The sequence below is a fragment of the Salmonella sp. A7 genome, from assembly GCF_020181675.1.
GTDB classification, from domain to species: Bacteria; Pseudomonadota; Gammaproteobacteria; order Enterobacterales; family Enterobacteriaceae; genus Salmonella; species Salmonella enterica.
In genome coordinates, this window is sequence record NZ_CP084001.1 from 1,898,786 (window position 1) to 1,920,356 (window position 21,571).

24 protein-coding genes are annotated in these 21,571 nt (G+C 52.5%); 11 read left to right on the plus strand and 13 right to left on the minus strand.

The window, feature by feature from the left end:
* Nucleotides 1-17: 17 nt before the first annotated feature.
* From fliI to fliF, 4 genes are read right to left on the minus strand one after another with little or no spacing between them, the layout of a single operon-like run.
* Nucleotides 18-1,388 carry a flagellar protein export ATPase FliI gene (gene fliI / locus LCS67_RS09170; protein ID WP_000213257.1) on the minus strand — a complete coding sequence of 457 codons (1,371 nt, stop codon included), beginning with the start codon at nt 1,386-1,388 and terminating at the stop codon, nt 18-20.
* A complete protein-coding gene (gene fliH, locus LCS67_RS09175; RefSeq protein ID WP_000064164.1) occupies nt 1,388-2,095 on the minus strand; it encodes a flagellar assembly protein FliH in 708 nt (235 codons plus the stop codon). The genes fliI and fliH overlap by 1 nt, the downstream gene beginning before the upstream one ends.
* Complete coding sequence (gene fliG / locus LCS67_RS09180) at nt 2,088-3,083, minus strand: flagellar motor switch protein FliG (protein WP_000067735.1); 996 nt, start codon at nt 3,081-3,083, stop codon at nt 2,088-2,090. The genes fliH and fliG overlap by 8 nt, the downstream gene beginning before the upstream one ends.
* A complete protein-coding gene (fliF, locus tag LCS67_RS09185; RefSeq protein ID WP_001276830.1) occupies nt 3,076-4,758 on the minus strand; it encodes a flagellar basal-body MS-ring/collar protein FliF in 1,683 nt (560 codons plus the stop codon). Before fliF ends, fliG begins: the two co-directional genes overlap by 8 nt.
* Nucleotides 4,759-4,974: 216 nt before the next feature.
* On the opposite strand from fliF, the gene fliE reads away from it, so the two are divergent.
* Nucleotides 4,975-5,289 (plus strand): flagellar hook-basal body complex protein FliE, encoded by a 315-nt coding sequence (fliE, locus tag LCS67_RS09190; protein ID WP_000719039.1) that lies wholly within the window; start codon nt 4,975-4,977, stop codon nt 5,287-5,289.
* Nucleotides 5,290-5,410: 121 nt separating this feature from the next.
* On the opposite strand, the gene LCS67_RS09195 is transcribed toward fliE, so the two are convergent.
* The 3 genes from LCS67_RS09195 to yedE form a co-directional block, all read right to left on the minus strand.
* Nucleotides 5,411-5,797 (minus strand): hypothetical protein, encoded by a 387-nt coding sequence (locus LCS67_RS09195; RefSeq protein WP_000639596.1) that lies wholly within the window; start codon nt 5,795-5,797, stop codon nt 5,411-5,413.
* A 264-nt stretch (nt 5,798-6,061) separates the two neighbouring features.
* Entirely contained in the window at nt 6,062-6,295 is a 234-nt protein-coding gene (yedF, locus tag LCS67_RS09200; protein WP_000790504.1) for a sulfurtransferase-like selenium metabolism protein YedF, read from the minus strand.
* The gene (yedE, locus tag LCS67_RS09205; protein ID WP_023212509.1) at nt 6,292-7,497 is read right to left on the minus strand and encodes a selenium metabolism membrane protein YedE/FdhT; all 1,206 of its coding nucleotides are present in this window, start codon (nt 7,495-7,497) and stop codon (nt 6,292-6,294) included. The genes yedF and yedE overlap by 4 nt, the downstream gene beginning before the upstream one ends.
* Before the next feature lie 185 nt (nt 7,498-7,682).
* Between yedE and yedD the strand changes: the two genes are divergently transcribed.
* A complete protein-coding gene (yedD, locus tag LCS67_RS09210) occupies nt 7,683-8,096 on the plus strand; it encodes a lipoprotein YedD (protein WP_000754694.1) in 414 nt (137 codons plus the stop codon).
* Between the two features lie 39 nt (nt 8,097-8,135).
* Here yedD and amyA read toward each other — a convergent pair whose 3' ends face one another.
* From amyA to fliD, 4 genes are all read right to left on the minus strand, one after another.
* Nucleotides 8,136-9,620: an alpha-amylase gene (amyA, locus tag LCS67_RS09215; protein WP_023212508.1), complete on the minus strand. Its 1,485-nt coding sequence runs from the start codon at nt 9,618-9,620 to the stop codon at nt 8,136-8,138.
* Nucleotides 9,621-9,691: 71 nt separating this feature from the next.
* Nucleotides 9,692-10,060 carry a flagella biosynthesis regulatory protein FliT gene (fliT, locus tag LCS67_RS09220; RefSeq protein WP_000204899.1) on the minus strand — a complete coding sequence of 123 codons (369 nt, stop codon included), beginning with the start codon at nt 10,058-10,060 and terminating at the stop codon, nt 9,692-9,694.
* Entirely contained in the window at nt 10,060-10,467 is a 408-nt protein-coding gene (gene fliS / locus LCS67_RS09225) for a flagellar export chaperone FliS (RefSeq protein WP_000287764.1), read from the minus strand. Before fliS ends, fliT begins: the two co-directional genes overlap by 1 nt.
* Before the next feature lie 14 nt (nt 10,468-10,481).
* Complete coding sequence (gene fliD / locus LCS67_RS09230) at nt 10,482-11,885, minus strand: flagellar filament capping protein FliD (protein ID WP_000146802.1); 1,404 nt, start codon at nt 11,883-11,885, stop codon at nt 10,482-10,484.
* A gap of 256 nt (nt 11,886-12,141) precedes the next feature.
* Between fliD and LCS67_RS09235 the strand changes: the two genes are divergently transcribed.
* The 9 genes from LCS67_RS09235 to sdiA all read left to right on the plus strand — a co-directional run bounded on the left by LCS67_RS09235 (nt 12,142) and on the right by sdiA (nt 20,934).
* Entirely contained in the window at nt 12,142-13,644 is a 1,503-nt protein-coding gene (locus LCS67_RS09235) for a FliC/FljB family flagellin (protein WP_023212507.1), read from the plus strand.
* Nucleotides 13,645-13,722: 78 nt separating this feature from the next.
* The gene (fliB, locus tag LCS67_RS09240; protein WP_001633583.1) at nt 13,723-14,928 is read left to right on the plus strand and encodes a flagellin lysine-N-methylase; all 1,206 of its coding nucleotides are present in this window, start codon (nt 13,723-13,725) and stop codon (nt 14,926-14,928) included.
* Between the two features lie 196 nt (nt 14,929-15,124).
* Entirely contained in the window at nt 15,125-15,844 is a 720-nt protein-coding gene (locus tag LCS67_RS09245) for an RNA polymerase sigma factor FliA (RefSeq protein WP_001087453.1), read from the plus strand.
* Between the two features lie 58 nt (nt 15,845-15,902).
* Nucleotides 15,903-16,454, plus strand: coding sequence for a flagella biosynthesis regulatory protein FliZ (gene fliZ / locus LCS67_RS09250; RefSeq protein ID WP_000218082.1), 552 nt, complete (start codon nt 15,903-15,905; stop codon nt 16,452-16,454).
* 146 nt (nt 16,455-16,600) lie between these two features.
* Nucleotides 16,601-17,401 carry a cystine ABC transporter substrate-binding protein gene (gene tcyJ / locus LCS67_RS09255; protein WP_000761634.1) on the plus strand — a complete coding sequence of 267 codons (801 nt, stop codon included), beginning with the start codon at nt 16,601-16,603 and terminating at the stop codon, nt 17,399-17,401.
* Between the two features lie 153 nt (nt 17,402-17,554).
* Nucleotides 17,555-18,541 carry a D-cysteine desulfhydrase gene (gene dcyD / locus LCS67_RS09260; protein WP_001128187.1) on the plus strand — a complete coding sequence of 329 codons (987 nt, stop codon included), beginning with the start codon at nt 17,555-17,557 and terminating at the stop codon, nt 18,539-18,541.
* Between the two features lie 20 nt (nt 18,542-18,561).
* The gene (gene tcyL, locus LCS67_RS09265; protein WP_001158238.1) at nt 18,562-19,230 is read left to right on the plus strand and encodes a cystine ABC transporter permease; all 669 of its coding nucleotides are present in this window, start codon (nt 18,562-18,564) and stop codon (nt 19,228-19,230) included.
* A complete protein-coding gene (tcyN, locus tag LCS67_RS09270) occupies nt 19,227-19,979 on the plus strand; it encodes an L-cystine ABC transporter ATP-binding protein TcyN (protein WP_001273038.1) in 753 nt (250 codons plus the stop codon). Before tcyL ends, tcyN begins: the two co-directional genes overlap by 4 nt.
* A 232-nt stretch (nt 19,980-20,211) precedes the next feature.
* The gene (gene sdiA / locus LCS67_RS09275; protein WP_001157169.1) at nt 20,212-20,934 is read left to right on the plus strand and encodes a transcriptional regulator SdiA; all 723 of its coding nucleotides are present in this window, start codon (nt 20,212-20,214) and stop codon (nt 20,932-20,934) included.
* A 66-nt stretch (nt 20,935-21,000) separates the two neighbouring features.
* On the opposite strand, the gene LCS67_RS09280 is transcribed toward sdiA, so the two are convergent.
* Nucleotides 21,001-21,225 (minus strand): DUF2594 family protein, encoded by a 225-nt coding sequence (locus LCS67_RS09280; RefSeq protein WP_000106483.1) that lies wholly within the window; start codon nt 21,223-21,225, stop codon nt 21,001-21,003.
* Nucleotides 21,222-21,377, minus strand: a complete 156-nt coding sequence (locus LCS67_RS09285) for a hypothetical protein (protein ID WP_000546183.1) — start codon at nt 21,375-21,377, stop codon at nt 21,222-21,224. Before LCS67_RS09285 ends, LCS67_RS09280 begins: the two co-directional genes overlap by 4 nt.
* Nucleotides 21,378-21,571 lie beyond the last annotated feature (194 nt).

Sequence of the window (21,571 nt, forward strand, 5' to 3'; positions counted from 1 at the left end):
GTCGCCCTCCTGCTTTATCACACCGTCGGGAAAATTAAATCGAGCGCCTGCAGAGAGTCTTCCCAGTCGGCCCGTTCAAAAATGCCTTGCTGTAAAAACGCTTCCAGTTGCGGCCATAAGGTAATGGCTTTATCGAGCATCGGATCGCTGCCTTTGGCATAGGCGCCGACGCTGACCAGATCGCGGTTACGCTGGAAACTGGAAAGCAACTGTTTAAATAGCCGTACCCGCGCATAGTGCTGCTCGGTAATGAGCGCGGTCATCGCCCGGCTGATTGACGCCTCGATATCAATGGCCGGATAGTGCCCGGCCTCCGCCAGACGGCGGGACAAGACAATGTGCCCGTCGAGGATTGCGCGTGCCGAGTCGGCAATGGGATCTTGTTGGTCGTCCCCCTCGGTCAACACGGTATAAAACGCGGTGATAGAGCCGCCGCCATGGATACCATTACCGGCACGCTCGACCAGCGCCGGCAGCTTTGCGAACACCGAGGGCGGATAACCTTTGGTGGCTGGTGGTTCGCCGATTGCCAGCGCAATTTCACGCTGCGCCATCGCATAGCGCGTCAGCGAATCCATAATCAGCAACACATGCTGTCCGCGATCGCGAAAGTCTTCGGCGATGCGGGTGGCATAGGCGGCGCCCTGCATTCGCAGCAGCGGCGAAACATCCGCCGGGGCGGCAATCACCACCGAACGCGCGCGACCGTCGGGGCCGAGAATATTTTCGATAAAATCTTTAACTTCGCGGCCACGTTCGCCGATAAGTCCCACGACAATCACGTCCGCCCGCGTGTAGCGCGCCATCATGCCAAGCAGAACCGATTTACCAACGCCGGAACCGGCAAAGAGTCCCATACGCTGACCGCGCCCTACGGTTAACAACGCGTTGATAGCGCGTACGCCGGTATCCAACACATGTTCGATTGGCGTTCGCTGTAGCGGGTTAAACGGCGGCGTGATTAACGCGCCGGTTTCCAGCGTATCCGGCGCAGGCAGTCCGTCGAGCGGTTTACCGCCGCCATCCAGCACCCGACCAAGCAGGGCCGGGCCGAGCGGTAACTGTTTGCCGCTTTGCAGACCGTCGCCATGCCCGTTACGGGCGTAAACGCGGGCACCGGGCAGAATGCCTTCGACCTCTTCCAGCGGCATTAAAAACAGACGCTGGCCGTTAAAACCGACGACTTCCGATTCCACCTCTTTGGTTTCAGGGCCGTCCTGGCGCTCAATAATGCAGGTGGCGCCCAGCGGAAGCTGGAGACCGGTGGCCTCCAGTACCAGGCCAGTGGCGCGGGTTAAACGTCCATAACGACGCACCGCCGGCAATAACGCCATTTTTGCTTCAAAGTTGTCGAGCGCAGTAAGCCAGCGGGTCAGGCGCGTGGTCATCAGAGCACTCCCGGTGCCGCCAGGCGACACAACTCTTGCCAGCGAGTAGCGACGCTGGCGTCCAGATCGCCCTCATCGGCAGAGACTTTACATCCGCCGTGATGCAACGTTGGATCGCCGCGTAACCGCCATCCGTGAAGGCTGAGCGTGGCGCCCAGCATCTCTTCCACCCGCTGTAAGTCGTCCGGATGCACGCGCAACTGCGGCTTGCCGCTAAAGAGCGGCTCTTGCTGCAACAGTTGTTGGATCTGTTTAATCAGCGCCGAGTTGTCCACCGCCGGCGTTTGGCCGATGACCTGACGCGCAGCCTCCAGGGCCATTTGCATCAGCCGTGAGGCGATAACGCTATCGAGCGCGTCAAGCGTGTTCTGAAACTCGCTCACTAACTGCTGCATACGGGCATGAATCGGCGCCTGCTGCGTCTGCGCCTGAGCTTGTCCTTGCTCCAGCCCCTGCGCTACCCCTTCCTGGTATCCCTGCGCGTGTCCTTTTTGCCGTCCCTCCGCCAGCCCGGCGTTATAACCTTGTTCATGGGCCTGTATTTTTAACTGCGCCAGCTCCTGCTCCAGCTGCTGTTCGGCAGTGAGTTCGGGCTCCGGCGTATCTTCTGTCAAGGTCACGTTATCAGCCTCAACCGGCACAAATGTTTCTGGCGGCGGGGCGAGATCGTCGGGGGTCCAGACTTGCCACGGCAATTCATTAGACATAGGTATCCTCGCCGCTGCCAATCACCATTTCGCCGGTTTCCGCCAGACGACGCACAATAAGCAGAATCGCTTTCTGCTCGTTTTCCACCTGAGACAGACGAACCGGGCCACGGTTGGCAAGGTCGTCGCGCAGGATATCGGCGGCGCGCTGGGACATATTGCGCAGGAACTTCTCGCGTAATGGCGGTTCGGCGCCTTTCAGAGCGATCAGCAGCGATTCGGAATCCACTTCCTGCAACAGACGCTGGATACTGCGATCGTCCACATCCACCAGATTTTCGAACAGGAACATCTCGTCGATGATTTTCTGCGCCAGTTCGCCGTCGAATTCGCGCACAGCGGTAATAACCGCTTCTTCCTGCTGCGTTTTCATCAGGTTGATAATTTCCGCCGCGGTTCTTACGCCGCCCATTTTGCTGCGTTTCAGGTTCTGACCGTCGAGCAGGCCATTCAGCACTTCGGTCAACTCCGCCAGTGCCGCCGGCTGTACGCCGCCAAATGTCGCGATACGCAGCATCACATCATGACGCAGACGTTCGTCAAACAGCGCCAGAATATCGGCGGCCTGACTGCGTTTGAGGTGGACCAGAATGGTGGCGATAATCTGCGGGTGTTCATCGCGAATCAGGTCGGCGGCGCTCTGCGGTTCCATAAAGTTGAGCGTTTCGATACCGCTGGTGGTATCGCGCGTTTCCAGAATATCTTCCAGCAGGCTGGAGGCGCGTTCTTCGCCCAGCGCTTTAACCAGTACGGAGCGCAGGTATTCGTTGGCGTTAATATTCAGCGCGGCGAACTGCTCCGCTTCTTGCTCAAACTCTGATAGTACGTCCGTCAGTTGTTTGTTGGAGATCTGACGCACGTTAGCCATCGCCGTACTTAGCGCCTGCACTTCGCGGGTGGAGAGGTGTTTAAACACCTCTGCCGCCCGGTCTTCGCCAATGGTCATCAACAAAATGACGCTTTTATCGGTACCGCTAAGATTACTCATGATCGTTACTCATCCACTGGCGAATGACCAGCGCCACCACGCGCGGATCGTTGTCTGACATTTCGCGAATACGCTGGCTCATCACCTCAGCGCCCAGACGCTGGTTAGCCCGGCGTTGCTGGAGCTGCTCGTCTTTGCTAAGGCGTACTTCCACGGCTTCTTCGGTTTCCTGGCGAACTTGTGCCTGTTCCTGCGCCGCTTTCGCTTCTTCAACACGGCGCGTCAACTGCGGACGTACCGCTTTGCGCCACAGAATCCAGGCCACCACCAGCACCAGTAACCAGCGACCTGCCGCGAGCAACTGATCGATAAAGGACTGCTGTTGCCAGAAGGGCAGTTCGCCGCCAGTGTCATCCACTGCGCTAAACGGTGAATTCACCACGTTTAGCGTATCGCCGCGTTTATCAGAAAAACCCATCGCCTCACGGGTTAGATCCTCGATCTGTTTCATCTGATCGGCGGTCAATGGCAGCGGTTTACCATCCGCCAGCGTTTTGTAATTCACCACGACAGCTACGGAGAGACGCTCAATATCGCCCACATTCATTTTGGTGTGACGAATGGTGCGGTCCACTTCGTAGTTACTGGTTTCATTACGCTGTGTATTGCGCGGGCCAGCGCTGTTACTGTTAGTACTGGTGCTGGTTTGTGGCGTATTTTGCGCGTTTTGTTGATTGGTCGGCGGCGTGGCGATCGGCGCCTCGTTAGGCGGCGCTGGTTGGTTCGACAGCGCGCCAGGCACGCCGCCGGGATAGCCCGCGCCTACCTGTTCGCTAATATTCAACTGACGTGAACGCAGAGTGGCCTTCGACGCATCGCCGTTCGGGCTGTAGTGCTCTTCCGTCTGCTCTTTATTGGCAAAATCCAACTGGGCGGTTACCTGAGCGTGAACATTACCGTTCCCGACGATAGGCGACAGAATGGCTTCGATACGGCGTTGGATGCGGCTTTCCACATCATTAGCAAATTTTAATTGCGCGTCATTAAGGTCGCGACCGCTGGTATTGGATTGCGTGAGCAGATGACCGGATTGATCGACCAGAGTGACGTTTCCTGGCGGCAAACCGGCGACAGCGCTGGAAACCAGATGTACCACGGCGCTAATTTGTCCTTCATCCAGCGCCCGGCCCGGTTCCAGTGTGACGGTGACGGAGGCGGAAGGGGATTTTTGTTCCCGCACAAATAGCGACGGCTTTGGCATCGCCAGGTGAACGCGGGCGCTTTTTACCGGACCCAGCGTCTCGATCGTCCGGGCCAGTTCACCTTCCAGCGCGCGCTGATAATTCACCTGCTCGCTGAACTGACTGATACCGAATTTTTCCTGATCAAGCAGTTCAAAGCCTACCGCGCCGCCTTTAGGCAGCCCCTGCTGCGCCAGACGCAGACGCAGTTCATGCACTTTGTCGGCGGGCACTTCAATCGCGCCGCTGCCATTGGCAAAGCGATAGGGGATATTCATCTGGGTCAACTGCGCGACGATCGCGCCGCCGTCCTGATCGGAAAGGTTGCTAAATAGCGTGCGGTAATCGGGCGTTTTGGCCCACAGCACCATCGCAACGACGATCGCCACGGCAGCGGAACCCGCCACAATTAACGGAATTCGGGGATTCGCGCGTAGGCGATTAAGCCACTCGAGAGGTTTAGGTTGGGTTGCAGTCGATGCAGTCGCACTCATCTCGCACCTCGTGACTGATCGTGGACGGCGTTTTTTGCAAAGTGGAACAAGACTCACTCCCGGGTCAGCAAACTCGAAAAATTGACGGTCTCATTATTTGTGGTTTCGAATTTTTCTATGCGCTAAAAACCGAGGTTTTTTATCGTTATTTAACGCCTTTATCTTATTGACAAACTGGTAATCTCTGCTGCGTAAAAAATCATCCAGGGGAATAGCATGGCAGCAATACAGGGGATTGAAGGGGTTATTAGCCAGTTACAGGCGACGGCGATGGCCGCGCGCGGGCAAGAAACGCACTCGCAGTCGACGGTGAGTTTTGCCGGCCAGCTACATGCTGCGCTGGATCGTATTAGCGACAGACAAACGGCGGCGCGCGTTCAGGCGGAAAAATTCACTCTGGGTGAGCCGGGCATTGCGCTTAATGACGTGATGGCTGATATGCAAAAAGCGTCCGTCTCCATGCAAATGGGGATTCAGGTGCGCAACAAGCTGGTCGCCGCGTACCAGGAAGTCATGTCCATGCAGGTTTAAGCCAGGGCTGACAACCCATCCGCAGCGAACTCCCGGGCGCTTACCTAAGTCAGCGGCGGGGGGGCGCGACGCCCATGCAACCAGTGCGTGATTATGTGGGCTTGTTTTTTGCGAGGCGCGCTCATTTTATTGATAAGCGGGTTGCACATTGTTGCAGGGACTTATTAAAAATAGGGTACGCCTGTTTACTGACGCCATTCATTCCTACTATTCGTTCTGACGCTATTGTCATTGAGTTTGCAATCCAGAATGTTCCTGCAATATATGCGCCGTTGCGATAATACACGGTAAATTCTTTATTAATGCCTGGAATATCTGTTTCATGGAGATCCAGTATATACCCATACGGGGACAGATTATCAGCGAGACAGCGGGCAATGGCGCTCGGATGTGCATTGACCACTGTGACGGGTGAGTAACGGGCAGCGGCAAGACAGACGACTCCAATAATGGAGATGAAAATAATTTTTATCATTTTTTTGGCTTCTGCTGTGCATAAATAAATCATCACCTGATAATGTCAGTGAGTAAAAATATAAATACCTGATAGTCTTTTATGACGTAGAGGGAAAATAATAATTATTTTATGTTTTGCTTAAAATAGTCATGGGTTTTTCATCGACTCAGACAAAATTAAAACGGTATACGTTATATAATAGATTTATGCCACGGCGCACAAGACGACCTTGTCTGATTTCTTTTATGCGTTTTAGATTTTTGCCGGTTACGCCGTAAAAGGTCTCCCGCCGTAACGTACAGCGGGAGCATGCGTTTATTTTTGAATCAGATAACGAATTGTCGGGCCATCCTGCTGGATATCCAGCACCGTATAGCCGTGATTGCGTGCATCCAGTGGAATATTATTAATGGATTGCGGACAGTCGCTCACCACTTCCAGGATCTCCCCTTTTTTTAGCTGCGGCATCGCTTCCAGAGTGGCGACCGCCGGGTACGGGCAAGGTTCGCCAACCATATCCAGACGGTAATCAGGGACGATATTTTTCATACAGATTCCTTAGCAGGCGTCAGCCCCGCACGGCGGAAAAAACGTTTTTCCCAGCCGATAATTAACATCAGCGCGGCAAATAATAACAGGTAGGTGACCAGCAGACCGCCCAGCGGACCAAAGGTATTCAGCAGGTTAACTTTATCCCAACTGGTCGCCAGCGCGGGCGCGAAATCATCCCAGTAGTAAGCCAGGATGGTTGAACCGATGACATTGCCGAGGCCCACCCACCAGTAATGCACCTGGCCTTCTACTGCGCGGTACATCCAGCCGGTTTCGCAGCCGCCCGCCAGCACGATGCCAAAACCGAACAGCAGTCCGCCAATGATCGCATTCGGGCCAGCCCACATAATTTTAGGTGCAACGCCCAACTGCACGTAGCTGAAAATACCAATGGCGCTGACCGCCATGCCGAAAATAATCGCTTTCGCCATATGGGCGCGTCCGGAGATCCACAGATCGCGAAAGGCCGAGGTAAAGCAGATTTGCGCGCGCTCGATCAGCAGCCCAAACCCGACGCCGAACAGCATCGCCAGCCCCAGTTTCGGCTGATGCATTGCCGTTAATAACGCCCAGCCAATCATGCCGATAAAGACCAGCATACCGAGCCTGAAACGCCGTCTTGCCTGATCTGGTTTCTGCGTCAGTGGCGAAGCCGCGGAGACCTTTTGCATTTTCACCGGTATGCGAAATATCGGCAGCAACGTAAAGCGGGCGCCGAACCAGGAGCCGATAGCGGTCGCCAGCGCAAAGAACCACGCGTGTAGGGAGAACTGCGGGATCCCGGTAAAAAAGGCGGCCAGGTTACACCCCATCGCCAGACGCGCGCCGAAGCCAGCGATCATGCCTCCGACCACCGCCTGTACGATACGGATTCGGCTGCGCGGCATACGCAGTTTTACGTTGTTGGCCCACAGCGCCGCGGCGAAACAGCCGCCGAACATGCCGAGGATCATCATGCCGTCGATACGCGTCAGCGGCGTACCTTCCAGATGAATCAGCTTGTAGTAGCCCCACTGTTCGGCATGAACGCCAAAAAGCTGCAAAATTTGCCCGCCCCAGCGGGTAAATTCGCCCGTCACGGCCCAGAACGTGCCGGTGATGCCAAAATAGTAGGTAGAGAGAATACCGGCTGCGATCACCGCAGGGGCCGGCGCCCAGAATTTAATTAACCAGGTTTGCTTGAAGTGTTGCCATGACATGTGTTTAGCCTCTGAACTCAGAAGGTGTGAAACAAGAAGTGCGCATACTACACCGATCACAGAATTTGCCTACACCTAATAAGCGGTAATACCGACTGGATCAAATTGCGGTCAGCGCCTGGAAAGGCTGGCGGCGTCAGGGCTTTAATGCCACAATTCCTCTTTCTTCTGATGCAGGATGAATGATGAAAAAAGTAGCGATCGTTGGAGCATTGCTGGTTCTGGCCGGATGCGCCGAGGTGGAAAACTATAATGATGTGGTGAAAACGCCCGCGCCGGCCGGTCTGGAAGGGTACTGGCAGTCAAAAGGCCCACAACGTAAGCTGGTGAGCCCTGAAGCTATCGCCAGCCTGGTAGTGACTAAAGAAGGCGATACGCTGGACTGCCGCCAGTGGCAGCGCGTTATTGCTCTGCCGGGCAAGCTGACCATGCTCTCCGATGACTTAACCAATGTTACGGTTAAGCGTGAGCTCTATGAAATTGAGCGCGACGGGAATACTCTGGAATATGATGGCATGACGCTGCAACGGGTCGCTCGTCCGACGCCGGAGTGCGCCGCCGCGTTAGAAAAAACGCCGCTGCCGACGCCGCTGCCGTAATTTCGCTTCCCGGCAGCGCTCTGCCGCCGGGAACGCTCATCACACGTCCTCAATGACCCACACGCTGACGCTGCCTGCGTTGCAGAAGAACGTCGCTTCGCCTTGATCATTGGTTACAACATGCTCACTGCGGTTTCCCAGAAAATCACGCCAGGTCTTGTTAGCGTAATTGTCGCCGAGCAGGAGGGTTTTTTCACCGTCGTCGCCATTGGAAAGTACAACCACACAGCCCGGATTCTCTTCAGTACCGCTGCGACTAAAGGCGATACAGTTAGGATGATCGAAAAAGAGAGTTTGTATACCGTGCGCAAAACGCTGACGAGCAAGGATCAGCCGATCCAGTTGGTTAATCACCGGCATGTCGACCCGACAGGTCTCGCCATTTTCGCCGCTATCCTCATAGCTGGCGCCGTATAAATCGGGATAAAACACCGACGGTACGCCGTTTTCACGAAGCAGGATCAGCGCATAGGCCAATGGTTTGAACCAGGGTTCTACCGGCGCTTCCAGCGCCTGTAACGGTTGTGTATCGTGGTTAGCGACCAGCGTCACCGCATGAAAAGGGTCGGCTTCTACCAGCGTGCCGGTGAATATGTGGCGCATGTCATACTCCGCGCCCTGGCGCGAGGCTTCATGAAATTTCATCTGCAACGGCGCGTCGAACAGCATGGTTTTCCCGTCGACCTGATCGATGTACGTTTGCAGTTTATCCACTTCATGCGACCAGTATTCTGCGACAATAAACAGCGGTTTTGGTGCAACCGCCTGTACATGCTCAATCCATTCTTTATAAAACCAGGCGGGTATATGTTTTACCGCGTCCAGGCGAAAGCCGTCACAATGGGTTTGTTCCATGACCCAACGAGCCCAATATTTAATCTCTTCCGTAACCGCGTGATTGCGAAAATCGATATTTTCCCCCATCAGATAGTCAAAATTACCCATCTCATCATCAACCTGATCGTTCCAGCCATCGCCGGTATAGTCATTGACGATCTTAAAAATGCCGTCTTCGTCGGGATTCTCGATGTGATCAATGCCGCTAAAACAGTGATAGTCCCAAATAAAGTTGGAATACTGGCCCGCGCGGGCAGGGAAGGTGTAGCGCGTCCAGCCTTCGCATTCAATGATGTTGTCATCGATTTGCGTGCGGTCATCCTGATTCACGCGCTGAACGCGAATACGTTCTTTTTCGTCTGCCCCCATTTTGTGGTTCACGACGACGTCGAGCAGCACCGCAATATTATTTTTTTTGAGCGCGTCTATCGCCGTCAGTAACTGGCGTTTATCGCCGTACTTTGTCGCGATAGTTCCTTTTTGGTCAAATTCGCCGAGGTCAAACAGGTCGTAGGTATCATAGCCTACGGAATAGCCGCCGGAGGCGCCTTTACAGGCGGGCGGTAGCCAGACCATATTGATACCGATATCATTCAGCCCATCAGCACGTTCCGCCAGCTCAGGCCAGAGTTTACCGCCGTCGGGATAATACCAGTGGAAGTACTGCAATAACGTGGGGTTTTTCATCTTCCGTGCTCCAGAAGTCGTTTAGCCGACCTCTGGAGTATGGAAGAATTTTCATACGAGACGGGAAAATATTATGAGGCGCCAGGCGCATCTGGCACGAGTAACATACCGGAAAGACGCCCATAAGCGTTGTTGAGTGATTTTTGGCGGGTGGATTGTCCGATCAAACTACTGAGTTCATCCAGTCGCTGTTGCAGCAGCCCTTTCAGGAGCTGCTCATTATCCAGCGTTTGTTTGATGTATCCGGCGACCATATCCTGAATACTTCGCGTAATGCCCGGTGGAGTTTGCTTTTCCATCACCGTTTCAATACTTTGCAGATAGGAGACCTCTTGTTGCAATAAGAGATCCCATTCACCTCGCTGCGCAAGTTCAAGCAGCGATTGACTGAGCAGCGCAATACGCTGCCAACGGTTGATAAACTCCACGGTTGAGGTCATTAACGAGACTCCTGGAAAGATGCTTTCGGTGAAATCTGTTTCCAGGCTTCTGCAATATTGCTGAGTAACCCTTCCACTTCTTCGATGGCCTGAGCGTCGTTACGCAAATTAGCCTGCAGTAAACGGCGAATCATATAGTCGTATAGCTCGGAAAGATTCGTCGCAATCTCACCGCCTTTTTCCTGATCGAGGCCGGCTTTCAGCCCGTTATCGATAATATTGATGGCTTTGCTTAACGCTTCACCTTTCGCGACAACATCGCCTTGTTCTAAAAACAGGCGAGCGCGCACCAGAGCGCTATTCGCGCCATCAAACAACATTTCAATCAACTGATGCGGGCTGGCGCTCATCACGGCGCTTTCCACGCTGACTTGCGCATAAGCTTTGATACCGCTCGCGGTGTACATGGTGACCTCTGTTATCAGGACTTGTTCATAGCTGTAAATTGCTGGGTCAAATAACTACTGGTGTTATTCAGTTTACTCATCATGGTATCCAGTTGGGTAAACTGGGCCTTGTAACGGGCAACGGTTTCATCGATGCTATTGCTAACGGACAGGTACTGTTTTGTCAGGCTTTTCAGCGTGGCGTTAACGTTGTCCTGCGCATTATCAATAATGCCGTCATCCGCCAGATAACTTTTCACTTCGGTGGCAATTTTGGTGGTGATCCCCGTTTCTTTACCATCGCCCACCAGCAGCTCACGCGCTGCGGCTGTATTATCTTTCAATACTTTGGTCAGCTTATCATCATCAATCTTCAGTTTGCCGGAAGTCCCATCCTGGGTGATGCCAATTTCCGCCATTGTTTTGAACGCAGAATTACTGCCGCTATTGGCAAATTGTGCCCGAATCCCGGTCTGGATAGTACGAACCACACTATCGCCTAACAGCGCGCCGTTTTTATCGCTGGCTTCTTCGCCCGGCTCAACGGCGGTATATTTGGTTAACGAGCTAAAGGTATCCACCAGCGAGTTATAGGCATCCACCCAGGATTTAATCGCCTCTTTCGCCTTGGTATCATCTTTCGTTACCGTCACGGTCGCGTCGGTCACTTTCTTGGTCAGGGTGAGTGTAATTCCCTGAGGGGCGTCGGTTACGGTATTGCTCTGACGCTCAATGTCGATGCCGTTTACGTTCAGCTTCGCGTTTTCTGCTTTCACCAGCTCTTGCATATTGCCGGTATTGGTGGTGCTGTCATAAGCGAGTAGATCGTTAAGTTTTGTATCGCCTTCCACCGTGATCTTCATCGTATTGTCAGTACCGCTATTGGCGGTAAGCACCAACTGGAATTCGTTCTCTTTGACCTTAACGATACTGGCGGCGATACCGCTGTCGGCGTCATTGATGGCGTCACGGATCGCCTCCATGGAGGTGTCGCCTTTATCCAGCTTAATTTCCAGCGGCTCTTTACGTCCCGGCTGTTCAATTTTAATTGTCCGGGACGTGACCGACGTATCGCCCAACTGCTCTTTGGTGGTCGCGAAGGTGGTTTTTGTCGCCAGCGACTGTGCGGCGGCAAGCTGGGTTACGTTAATCTTATAAGTCCCTGCGGCAGCGCCAGCGGTAGTACTGACTTTGAGATCTTCAGTGGTGCTGGACGCCACGGTAGACTTAAATAAATCCGCTTTATTTAACGCGGTATTTGCCGTCTGGAATTTTTCTAATGCGCTTTTCAATGTGCCATAGGCGGTTAGCTTTGCCGAATTCGCGCTCTGCTGTTTGGTAATTGGCGTTAAGCGTCCTTTTTCGTTCTTTGTCAGGTCTGTCAACAACTGGTCTAACGGTAAGTTTGATCCCACACCTAATGATGAAATTGAAGCCATGCCTTCTTCCTTTTTGATTGCAAACAGTAGTTAAGCGCGTTATCGGCAATCTGGAGGCAAAGTTTAATGATAATTTTGCAAAAATAATGCGCGGAATAATGATGCATAAAGCGGCTATTTCGCCGCCTAAGAAAAAGATCGGGGGAAGTGAAAAATTTTCTAAAGTTCGAAATTCAGGTGCCGATACAAGGGTTACGGTGAGAAACCGTGGGCAACAGCCCAATAACATCAAGTTGTAATTGATAAGGAAAAGATCATGGCACAAGTCATTAATACAAACAGCCTGTCGCTGTTGACCCAGAATAACCTGAACAAATCCCAGTCTGCTCTGGGCACCGCTATCGAGCGTCTGTCTTCCGGTCTGCGTATCAACAGCGCGAAAGACGATGCGGCAGGTCAGGCGATTGCTAACCGTTTTACCGCGAACATCAAAGGTCTGACTCAGGCTTCCCGTAACGCTAACGACGGTATTTCTATTGCGCAGACCACTGAAGGCGCGCTGAACGAAATCAACAACAACCTGCAGCGTGTGCGTGAACTGGCGGTTCAGTCTGCTAACAGCACCAACTCCCAGTCTGACCTCGACTCCATCCAGGCAGAAATCACCCAGCGCCTGAACGAAATCGACCGTGTATCCGGCCAGACTCAGTTCAACGGCGTGAAAGTCCTGGCGCAGGACAACACCCTGACCATCCAGGTTGGTGCCAACGACGGTGAAACTATCGATATCGATCTGAAGCAGATCAACTCTCAGACCCTGGGTCTGGATACGCTGAATGTGCAGAAAAAATATGATGTGAAGAGCGAAGCAGTTAAAAGCGGCGGTGGGGCAACACTCAATACCACTGGTCTTAATGATGCAGCTCTTAAAACGGGTGTTGGTGGTGCAACAAACGGTACTGCTGCAATTAAGGATGGTAAAGTCTTCTTCGATGCAACTGATAATAAATATTTTATTGAAGTAGAAGGTTTAACCGCTGGCGACGCTACTAAAAATGGTGTTTATGAAGTTAGTGTTGCAGATGATGGCACTGTTACAATGCCGACAACCACGAAAGTGACAGGAGGCATGCCAGCCACGGCGACGGCAGTAACCGAAACGCAGCCAAAACCTGTAGCCCTCAGTACAGCAGTTAAAGATCAGTTGACCGACAGTGGTATTAGTGCTGCTGATGCTGCAAAAGGCCAATTAGTTACGATGTCTTATACGGATAAAAACGGTAAGACTATTGATGGCGGTTTCGGTGTTAAAGTTGGGGCTAATATTTATGCTGCAACAAAAAATAAAGATGGATCGTTCAGCATTAACACCACTGAATATACCGATAAAGGCGGCAACACTAAAACTGCACTGAACCAACTGGGTGGCGCAGACGGTAAAACTGAAGTCGTTTCTATCGACGGTAAAACCTATAATGCCAGCAAAGCTGCTGGTCACAACTTCAAAGCACAGCCAGAGCTGGCTGAAGCGGCTGCTACAACCACCGAAAACCCACTGGCTAAAATTGATGCCGCGCTGGCGCAGGTTGATGCGCTGCGTTCTGACCTGGGTGCGGTACAGAACCGTTTCAACTCCGCTATCACCAACCTGGGCAATACCGTAAATAACCTGTCTTCTGCCCGTAGCCGTATCGAAGATTCCGACTACGCGACCGAAGTTTCCAACATGTCTCGCGCGCAGATCCTGCAGCAGGCCGGTACCTCCGTTCTGGCGCAGGCGAACCAGGTTCCGCAAAACGTCCTCTCTTTACTGCGTTAATCCGGCGATTGATTCACCGACACGTGGTACACAATCAAGGCAGCGAAAGCTGCCTTTTTTAATTCCGGAGCCTGTGTAATGAAAGAAATCACCGTCACTGAACCTGCCTTTGTCACCCGCTTTTCCTGTTCTGGCTCGGCCTGCCGCGACCACTGTTGTAAGGGCTGGAAAATCACGCTGGATAAGACGACGGTTAAAAAGTATCTCGCCAGTAAAGACGCGACGATTCGTACCATCGCGCAAGATAATATTATTCTGCTGAAAAAGAACAACAGCCACTGGGGCGAAATTAAGCTGCCTTCGGCGCTGGGGAATTGTCCCTATCTGGATGAGGACCGTCTGTGCCGGGTACAAAAAACGTTAGGCGCAAAGGCATTAAGTCATACCTGTTCCTCTTTCCCGCGGGCGCACCATACCTATAAAAATGAGGTACGTAACTCCCTGAGTCTTGCCTGCCCGGAGGTGACGTCCCGCATTTTAAACGATCCTGACGCGATGGCGCTCGGCGAAAAAACTATCATTCAGCAGACATTCAATACTGCGCCGTTATTCCCAGCGCAGCAAAAGTTACTCAATCTGTTTTGCCTGAGTCTGATCAACCATGCCAACAGCAGTACGGAAGCCGCGCTCTATGCGTTGATTAAATTTGTCATGTATACGCAGAAATTTGCCAAAATAGATGATGCCGCGCTGGGCGAACTGGAACAGGTGTATGCCGCGTTACTTGAACAGTTGCAGACCGGCGTGCTGGCGCAGGAGTTGATGAATATCGCGCCGGATAGCAAGGTAAAAACCTCGCTGGTATTGCAGATGCAGAACTATTTCCGCTCGCTCCCACTTAATCGTGGCAGTGTTATCCTCGATCACTACATCCAGTGTCTTCTGCGGGTGCTGACGGCGGAAGAGGGCGTTTCAATGGAGAAGAAGGTGAGCGATATTGAGTCCTCATTAGCGCGCTGTTTACAGGCGGATGAGCAGCAGAAGAACTGGGCTTTCAGAAATTTAATTCTCTATAAAATTTGGGAAAATAATTTCCCCAACCAGCCGAATGTCGACCCGTTACGCGCGCTGTATATTATCGTGGCGGAATATGCGTTTATTAAGCTATTAACGGCAGCCAGCGTGCATGAGCGCGGGCGTCTTGAGTGGGATGACGTTACCAATATTGTGTATAGTTTTCACTCCCGCAGCCAGCATAACAGCGAGGTGGCGGCGAATTTTCATCGCCATATAGAAACGGTGCGTACTGGCGACGATCTGTCGATGATTCATCTTCTGACATAGTTTTGTTCGGGGTGGGCTTTTGCGCATCCCGTTTATCCTATCTGGCTGATTTTATTCTGCTCTTTGAGCCGCTAAAAAGGCGCTACAGGTTACATAAGTGAAATAACCCTTCTTTTATAGCCTTATTCCTTCGATAGAACCCTCTGTAGAAACGGATAATCATGCCGATAACTCATTTAACGCAGGGCTGTTTATCGTGAATTCACTGTATACCGCTGAAGGTGTAATGGATAAACACTCGCTGTGGCAGCGTTATGTACCGCTGGTGCGTCACGAAGCATTGCGCCTGCAGGTGCGATTGCCGGCGAGCGTGGAACTGGACGATCTGCTACAAGCGGGCGGCATCGGGTTATTAAATGCGGTCGACCGATATGACGCTTTGCAAGGAACGGCATTTACCACTTACGCAGTGCAGCGTATTCGTGGGGCGATGCTGGATGAATTACGCAGCCGCGATTGGGTGCCGCGTAGCGTCCGGCGTAATGCCCGCGAAGTGGCGCAGGCGATGGGACAACTGGAGCAGGAACTGGGGCGTAATGCGACGGAAACCGAAGTGGCGGAACGTCTTGGCATCCCTGTTGCGGAGTATCGTCAGATGTTGCTCGATACCAACAACAGCCAACTTTTCTCTTACGATGAGTGGCGGGAAGAGCATGGCGATAGCATCGAACTGGTGACTGAAGAACATCAACAGGAAAACCCGTTACATCAACTGCTGGAGGGCGACCTGCGACAGCGGGTAATGGATGCGATTGAATCGCTGCCGGAACGCGAGCAACTGGTGTTAACGCTGTATTACCAGGAAGAGCTCAATCTCAAAGAGATTGGCGCGGTACTGGAAGTCGGCGAATCGCGGGTCAGCCAGTTGCATAGTCAGGCCATCAAACGATTACGCACCAAACTGGGTAAGTTATAGGTCGCGCATGGTCGCACCCGAAAAGTGCCGCACAACGTATAGACTACCAGGAGTTCTCATGACGGTGCAGCAACCTAAAAGGCGGCCCTTGAGCCGCTATCTTAAAGACTTTAAACACAGCCAGACGCATTGCGCGCATTGTCACAAACTGCTCGACCGCATTACGCTGGTTCGCCGTGGCAAGATCGTTAATAAAATCGCTATTTCACAGCTGGATATGCTACTTGACGACGCTGCCTGGCAGCGGGAGCAGAAGGAGTGGGTGGCGCTGTGTCGCTTTTGCGGCGATTTGCACTGCAAAAAGCAGAGTGATTTTTTCGATATTATCGGTTTCAAGCAGTATTTGTTTGAACAAACCGAGATGAGCCATGGCACGGTGCGGGAATATGTCGTGCGTTTACGACGTCTTGGCAATTACCTCAGCGAGCAAAACATTTCCCACGATCTGCTGCAGGACGGTTTTCTCGATGAAAGCCTGGCGCCATGGTTGCCGCAAACCAGCACCAATAATTACCGTATCGCACTACGTAAATACCAGCAATATAAAGCGCATCAGCAGATTGCGCCCAGACAGAAATCCCCCTTTACCGCCAGTTCTGATATATATTAAAAAAGCATAAGATGTAGCAGAGTCGTGTTGGTGAAACGTGGCAAACCTTCTACATTAGGCTGAGTCCCCCAAAGGTTCGCGAGACGTGACGATGCGCCATGGCGGGACACAGTCTATGGTCATTAACGGCAATATTCGGGGTTACTATGAAATTAGCACTGCTGGGACGTCAGGCACTGATGGGAGTAATGGCTGTAGCGCTGGTGGCGGGAATGAGCGCGAAGAGCTTTGCCGATGAGGGTTTGCTGAACAAAGTTAAAGAACGCGGCACGCTGCTGGTAGGGCTGGAAGGTACCTATCCGCCGTTTAGTTTTCAGGGCGAAGACGGCAAATTAACCGGTTTTGAAGTCGATTTCGCCGAGGCGTTGGCAAAACACCTGGGCGTTAAAGCGTCGTTGAAGCCGACCAAATGGGACGGAATACTGGCGTCGCTGGACGCTAAACGCATTGATGTGGTGATAAACCAGGTCACGATTTCAGACGTCCGCAAGAAAAAGTATGATTTCTCTACGCCTTACACTGTCTCCGGCGTTCAGGCGCTGGTGAAAAAAGGCAATGAAGGCACGATCAAAACGGCGGCCGATCTGCAGGGCAAAAAAGTTGGCGTTGGGCTGGGGACTAACTATGAAGAGTGGCTACGTCAACATGTTCAGGGTGTGGATATCCGTACTTATGACGATGATCCTACAAAATACCAGGATCTGCGCGTAGGCCGTATTGACGCGATTTTAGTCGATCGTCTGGCGGCGCTGGATCTGGTGAAAAAAACCAAAGGTACGCTGGCTGTCACCGGTGATGCGTTTTCGCGTCAGGAGTCCGGCGTTGCGTTACGTAAAGGCAACGAAGACTTGCTGAAGGCGGTAGATAACGCCATTGCGGAAATGCAAAAAGATGGCACCTTAAAAGCGCTCTCTGAAAAATGGTTTGGCGCTGACGTGACCCAATAATGCTCTACGTTGCCCGGCAGGCAGAGCGCCGCCGGGCAATATCAACCTCATACTATGTCAGCAAACGGAGGCGCGTGAACCGGCGCCTTTTTTATTTCCGTTAGATCAACGTGCATAATAAAAAGAACACACCACAACGTTACCGGAGGCTCAATGCCACTACATCACTTAACGCGCTTCCCTCGCCTGGAGCTTATCGGCGCGCCGACCCCGCTCGAATACCTGCCGCGATTGTCTGATTATCTTGGCCGTGAGATTTACATTAAGCGCGATGACGTTACGCCCATTGCAATGGGCGGCAATAAACTGCGCAAGCTGGAGTTTCTGGTGGCCGACGCGCTGCGAGAAGGGGCGGATACGCTGATAACCGCAGGGGCGATTCAGTCAAACCATGTCCGTCAGACGGCGGCGGTCGCGGCCAAATTGGGGCTGCATTGCGTCGCTTTGCTGGAAAATCCAATCGGTACCACCGCGGAAAATTACCTGACGAATGGTAATCGCCTGTTACTGGATTTATTTAATACACAAATTGAGATGTGCGATGCGCTAACCGATCCGGATGCGCAGTTGCAAACGCTGGCGACGCGCATTGAAGCGCAAGGGTTCAGGCCCTATGTGATTCCGGTCGGCGGCTCCAGCGCGCTGGGCGCAATGGGATACGTAGAGAGCGCCCTGGAAATCGCCCAGCAGTGTGAAGAGGTCGTCGGGCTCTCTTCGGTGGTGGTGGCCTCCGGCAGCGCCGGAACGCACGCCGGGTTAGCTGTCGGGCTGGAACATCTGATGCCGGATGTCGAACTGATTGGCGTGACCGTTTCACGTGCTGTCGCCGAGCAGAAACCCAAAGTGATTGCCTTACAGCAGGCTATTGCCGGTCAGCTGGCGCTGACGGCGACGGCGGATATTCATTTATGGGATGACTATTTTGCCCCGGGGTACGGCGTGCCAAATGACGCGGGGATGGAGGCGGTGAAACTGCTGGCGAGCCTGGAGGGGGTGCTGCTAGATCCGGTATATACCGGCAAAGCGATGGCGGGTCTGATAGACGGCATCAGCCAGAAACGCTTTAACGATGACGGGCCGATTCTCTTTATTCACACCGGTGGGGCGCCTGCGCTGTTTGCCTACCATCCTCATGTATAACCTCCAGGTAATCAACGCGAATGCAAGAAAGTATCCAACTGGTTATTGAATCGCTGCCGTATTTGCTTAAAGGCGCCGTCTTTACCCTGCAACTGAGTATTGGCGGTATGTTTTTTGGTCTGCTGCTGGGATTTGTGCTGGCGCTGATGCGGATGTCTCCGCTATGGCCGGTTCGCTGGCTGGCGCGCTTTTATATCTCGATTTTTCGCGGTACGCCGCTTATCGCCCAGTTATTTATGATCTATTACGGCCTGCCGCAATTTGGGATTGAGCTGGACCCTATCCCGGCGGCGATGATTGGTTTATCGCTCAATACCGCGGCTTACACGTCCGAGACGCTGCGCGCGGCGATCTCGGCTATCGACAAGGGACAATGGGAAGCGGCGGCGAGCATTGGCATGACGCCGTGGCAAACGCTACGTCGCGCTATTTTGCCGCAGGCGGCTCGTGTCGCGCTTCCGCCGTTGAGCAACAGCTTTATCAGCCTGGTGAAAGATACGTCGCTCGCCGCGACGATTCAGGTGCCGGAGTTGTTCCGCCAGGCGCAGTTAATTACCTCGCGAACGCTGGAGGTGTTTACCATGTATCTGGCCGCGTCGTTAATCTACTGGGTAATGGCGACCGTCTTATCGGCACTGCAAAACTATTTTGAAAACCAGCTTAACCGCCAGGAGAGAGAGCCAAAATGAGTGCGATCGAAGTCACCAACCTGGTCAAAAAATTTCATGGTCAAACGGTGCTGCACGGTATCGACCTTGAGGTGAAGCCCGGAGAAGTCGTCGCCATTATCGGCCCGAGCGGCTCAGGGAAGACAACGTTATTACGCTGCATTAACCTGCTGGAACAACCGGAAGCGGGCACCATTAAAGTGGGCGATATTATCATCGATACCGCCCGCCCATTCAGCCAGCAAAAAGGGTTGATTCGCCAGCTACGTCAGCATGTCGGCTTTGTCTTTCAGAGTTTTAACCTGTTCCCGCATCGTACCGTGCTGGAAAATATCATTGAAGGTCCGGTGATTGTAAAGGGAGAGCCGAAAGCCGAGGCGACGGCGCTGGCGCGGGAACTGTTAGCCAAAGTCGGGTTGGCTGGTAAAGAGACCCGTTATCCGCGCCGCCTGTCGGGCGGGCAACAGCAGCGCGTGGCGATTGCACGCGCGCTGGCGATGCGCCCGGAAGTGATTCTGTTTGATGAGCCGACGTCGGCGCTTGATCCTGAATTAGTCGGCGAGGTGCTTAATACGATTCGCCAGCTGGCGCAGGAAAAGCGCACGATGGTGATCGTCACTCACGAAATGAGCTTTGCGCGTGACGTGGCTGATCGGGCAATATTTATGGATCAGGGGCAAATCGTTGAGCAGGGGCCGGCGAAAACCTTGTTCGCCGATCCTCAGCATCCGCGTACCCGCCAGTTCCTTGAGAAATTTTTAGTGAAATAATACCTTTTCAACGCTCGCCCGAATTAGCCGCGCCTCGGGCGAGCGCAATGAATAATTATGAAGTCATTCTGCCAGATTATTAACCTCGCTCTCAGGCGGAAGCCAAAAAACTGTAATGCCGCTCAAGTATTCTACGATTCGTCCGATATTTCTTATATATAAACACTATTTATGTGTTAATTTAAGTCATTCATAATAATGATTATCAATATCAAAGGCGTGACCATAAAATATGCAGGAAAATGATTTCTTCACCTGGCGACGCGCAATGTTGTTACGCTTTCAGGAGATGGCGGCAGCAGAGGATGTTTATACTGAATTGCAATATCAGACACAGCGGCTGGAATTTGATTATTATGCCCTGTGTGTTCGTCATCCCGTTCCCTTTACCCGGCCTAAAATATCGCTTCGTACCACTTATCCTCCGGCGTGGGTAACGCATTATCAGTCCGAAAACTATTTTGCGATCGATCCGGTATTAAAGCCGGAAAATTTCAGGCAGGGTCATTTACATTGGGATGACGTGCTATTTCATGAAGCGCAGGCGATGTGGGATGCCGCCCAGCGTTTCGGATTACGCAGAGGCGTAACCCAGTGTGTGATGTTGCCGAACCGGGCGCTGGGCTTTTTATCTGTCTCCCGTAGCAGTTTACGCTGCTCCTCGTTTACCTACGATGAAGTGGAGCTGAGGTTGCAACTGCTGGCGCGGGAGAGTCTTTCGGCGCTGACAAGATTTGAAGACGACATGGTGATGGCGCCTGAGATGCGTTTCAGTAAACGTGAGAAAGAGATTCTGAAGTGGACGGCGGAAGGGAAGACCTCATCAGAGATCGCCATTATTCTGTCGATTTCTGAAAATACCGTTAACTTCCATCAGAAAAACATGCAGAAGAAATTCAATGCGCCAAATAAAACACAGATTGCCTGCTACGCTGCGGCGACAGGTCTGATATGACGTGCTGACGATGCTTCGCGCCAGACGCGAAACCGGCTGAAAGCGATGCTAACAGCCGGTTTTTTACTACTGGCGGTAAGCTTGTTTAATTTGCTTAACCGTACTGGAAAATACCGCCGCTTGTGCTTCATCATCCATCTGCGCGATCTGTTTTTCCATTTTAAGAATCACGCGCCCTGCATCGGCCTGGCCCATCGCCTGCAGCATCAGCGTTAACATGGCTTTCAGGCAGTTGACTTCAGTAGCCAGTTCTTGATTATTCTCAGCGGTGGAAAAATCAGGCGTACTCATTTATTTTCCTCGTTATGTTTCAGTGAAAATGTGCGATAGCAGATGTTAAGGCGGCGGAGTATACCATAAGCTACGCTAAAAATAGCAGTGGTTGTTTTTTGATCAAAAAGAGGAAGGTTTACCCACAAAATAAACGTTGCCGCGTGATGCATATATTTTCTTCATTCTTTGTTTATTACGCGTATTTCACTCGTTAATTATTGTTACAAAGTTGATTCTCTAATTAGTGTTTAGACAGCGGAACGTGAAATTTTTGTCACCATTATGAAATATCAGCCCGGGACAGCGCCGCCAGAAGGGGCTACAACGTTGGCAGTTGCCACATGACGTACAACATAATTTCCAA

Coding starts and splice junctions, on each gene's coding strand:
- fliT (WP_000204899.1), bottom strand. CDS start 10,060: ATGACCTCAACCGTGGAGTTTATCAACCGTTGGCAGCGTATTGCGCTG.
- yedF (WP_000790504.1), bottom strand. CDS start 6,295: ATGAAAAATATCGTCCCTGATTACCGTCTGGATATGGTTGGCGAACCT.
- fliI (WP_000213257.1), bottom strand. CDS start 1,388: ATGACCACGCGCCTGACCCGCTGGCTTACTGCGCTCGACAACTTTGAA.
- LCS67_RS09235 (WP_023212507.1), top strand. CDS start 12,142: ATGGCACAAGTCATTAATACAAACAGCCTGTCGCTGTTGACCCAGAAT.
- LCS67_RS09195 (WP_000639596.1), bottom strand. CDS start 5,797: ATGATTTATTTATGCACAGCAGAAGCCAAAAAAATGATAAAAATTATT.
- dcyD (WP_001128187.1), top strand. CDS start 17,555: ATGCCACTACATCACTTAACGCGCTTCCCTCGCCTGGAGCTTATCGGC.
- fliS (WP_000287764.1), bottom strand. CDS start 10,467: ATGTACACCGCGAGCGGTATCAAAGCTTATGCGCAAGTCAGCGTGGAA.
- fliH (WP_000064164.1), bottom strand. CDS start 2,095: ATGTCTAATGAATTGCCGTGGCAAGTCTGGACCCCCGACGATCTCGCC.
- fliD (WP_000146802.1), bottom strand. CDS start 11,885: ATGGCTTCAATTTCATCATTAGGTGTGGGATCAAACTTACCGTTAGAC.
- yedD (WP_000754694.1), top strand. CDS start 7,683: ATGAAAAAAGTAGCGATCGTTGGAGCATTGCTGGTTCTGGCCGGATGC.
- sdiA (WP_001157169.1), top strand. CDS start 20,212: ATGCAGGAAAATGATTTCTTCACCTGGCGACGCGCAATGTTGTTACGC.
- tcyL (WP_001158238.1), top strand. CDS start 18,562: ATGCAAGAAAGTATCCAACTGGTTATTGAATCGCTGCCGTATTTGCTT.
- tcyN (WP_001273038.1), top strand. CDS start 19,227: ATGAGTGCGATCGAAGTCACCAACCTGGTCAAAAAATTTCATGGTCAA.
- fliB (WP_001633583.1), top strand. CDS start 13,723: ATGAAAGAAATCACCGTCACTGAACCTGCCTTTGTCACCCGCTTTTCC.
- tcyJ (WP_000761634.1), top strand. CDS start 16,601: ATGAAATTAGCACTGCTGGGACGTCAGGCACTGATGGGAGTAATGGCT.
- fliG (WP_000067735.1), bottom strand. CDS start 3,083: ATGAGTAATCTTAGCGGTACCGATAAAAGCGTCATTTTGTTGATGACC.
- yedE (WP_023212509.1), bottom strand. CDS start 7,497: ATGTCATGGCAACACTTCAAGCAAACCTGGTTAATTAAATTCTGGGCG.
- amyA (WP_023212508.1), bottom strand. CDS start 9,620: ATGAAAAACCCCACGTTATTGCAGTACTTCCACTGGTATTATCCCGAC.
- LCS67_RS09280 (WP_000106483.1), bottom strand. CDS start 21,225: ATGAGTACGCCTGATTTTTCCACCGCTGAGAATAATCAAGAACTGGCT.
- LCS67_RS09285 (WP_000546183.1), bottom strand. CDS start 21,377: ATGCATCACGCGGCAACGTTTATTTTGTGGGTAAACCTTCCTCTTTTT.
- fliZ (WP_000218082.1), top strand. CDS start 15,903: ATGACGGTGCAGCAACCTAAAAGGCGGCCCTTGAGCCGCTATCTTAAA.
- fliE (WP_000719039.1), top strand. CDS start 4,975: ATGGCAGCAATACAGGGGATTGAAGGGGTTATTAGCCAGTTACAGGCG.
- fliF (WP_001276830.1), bottom strand. CDS start 4,758: ATGAGTGCGACTGCATCGACTGCAACCCAACCTAAACCTCTCGAGTGG.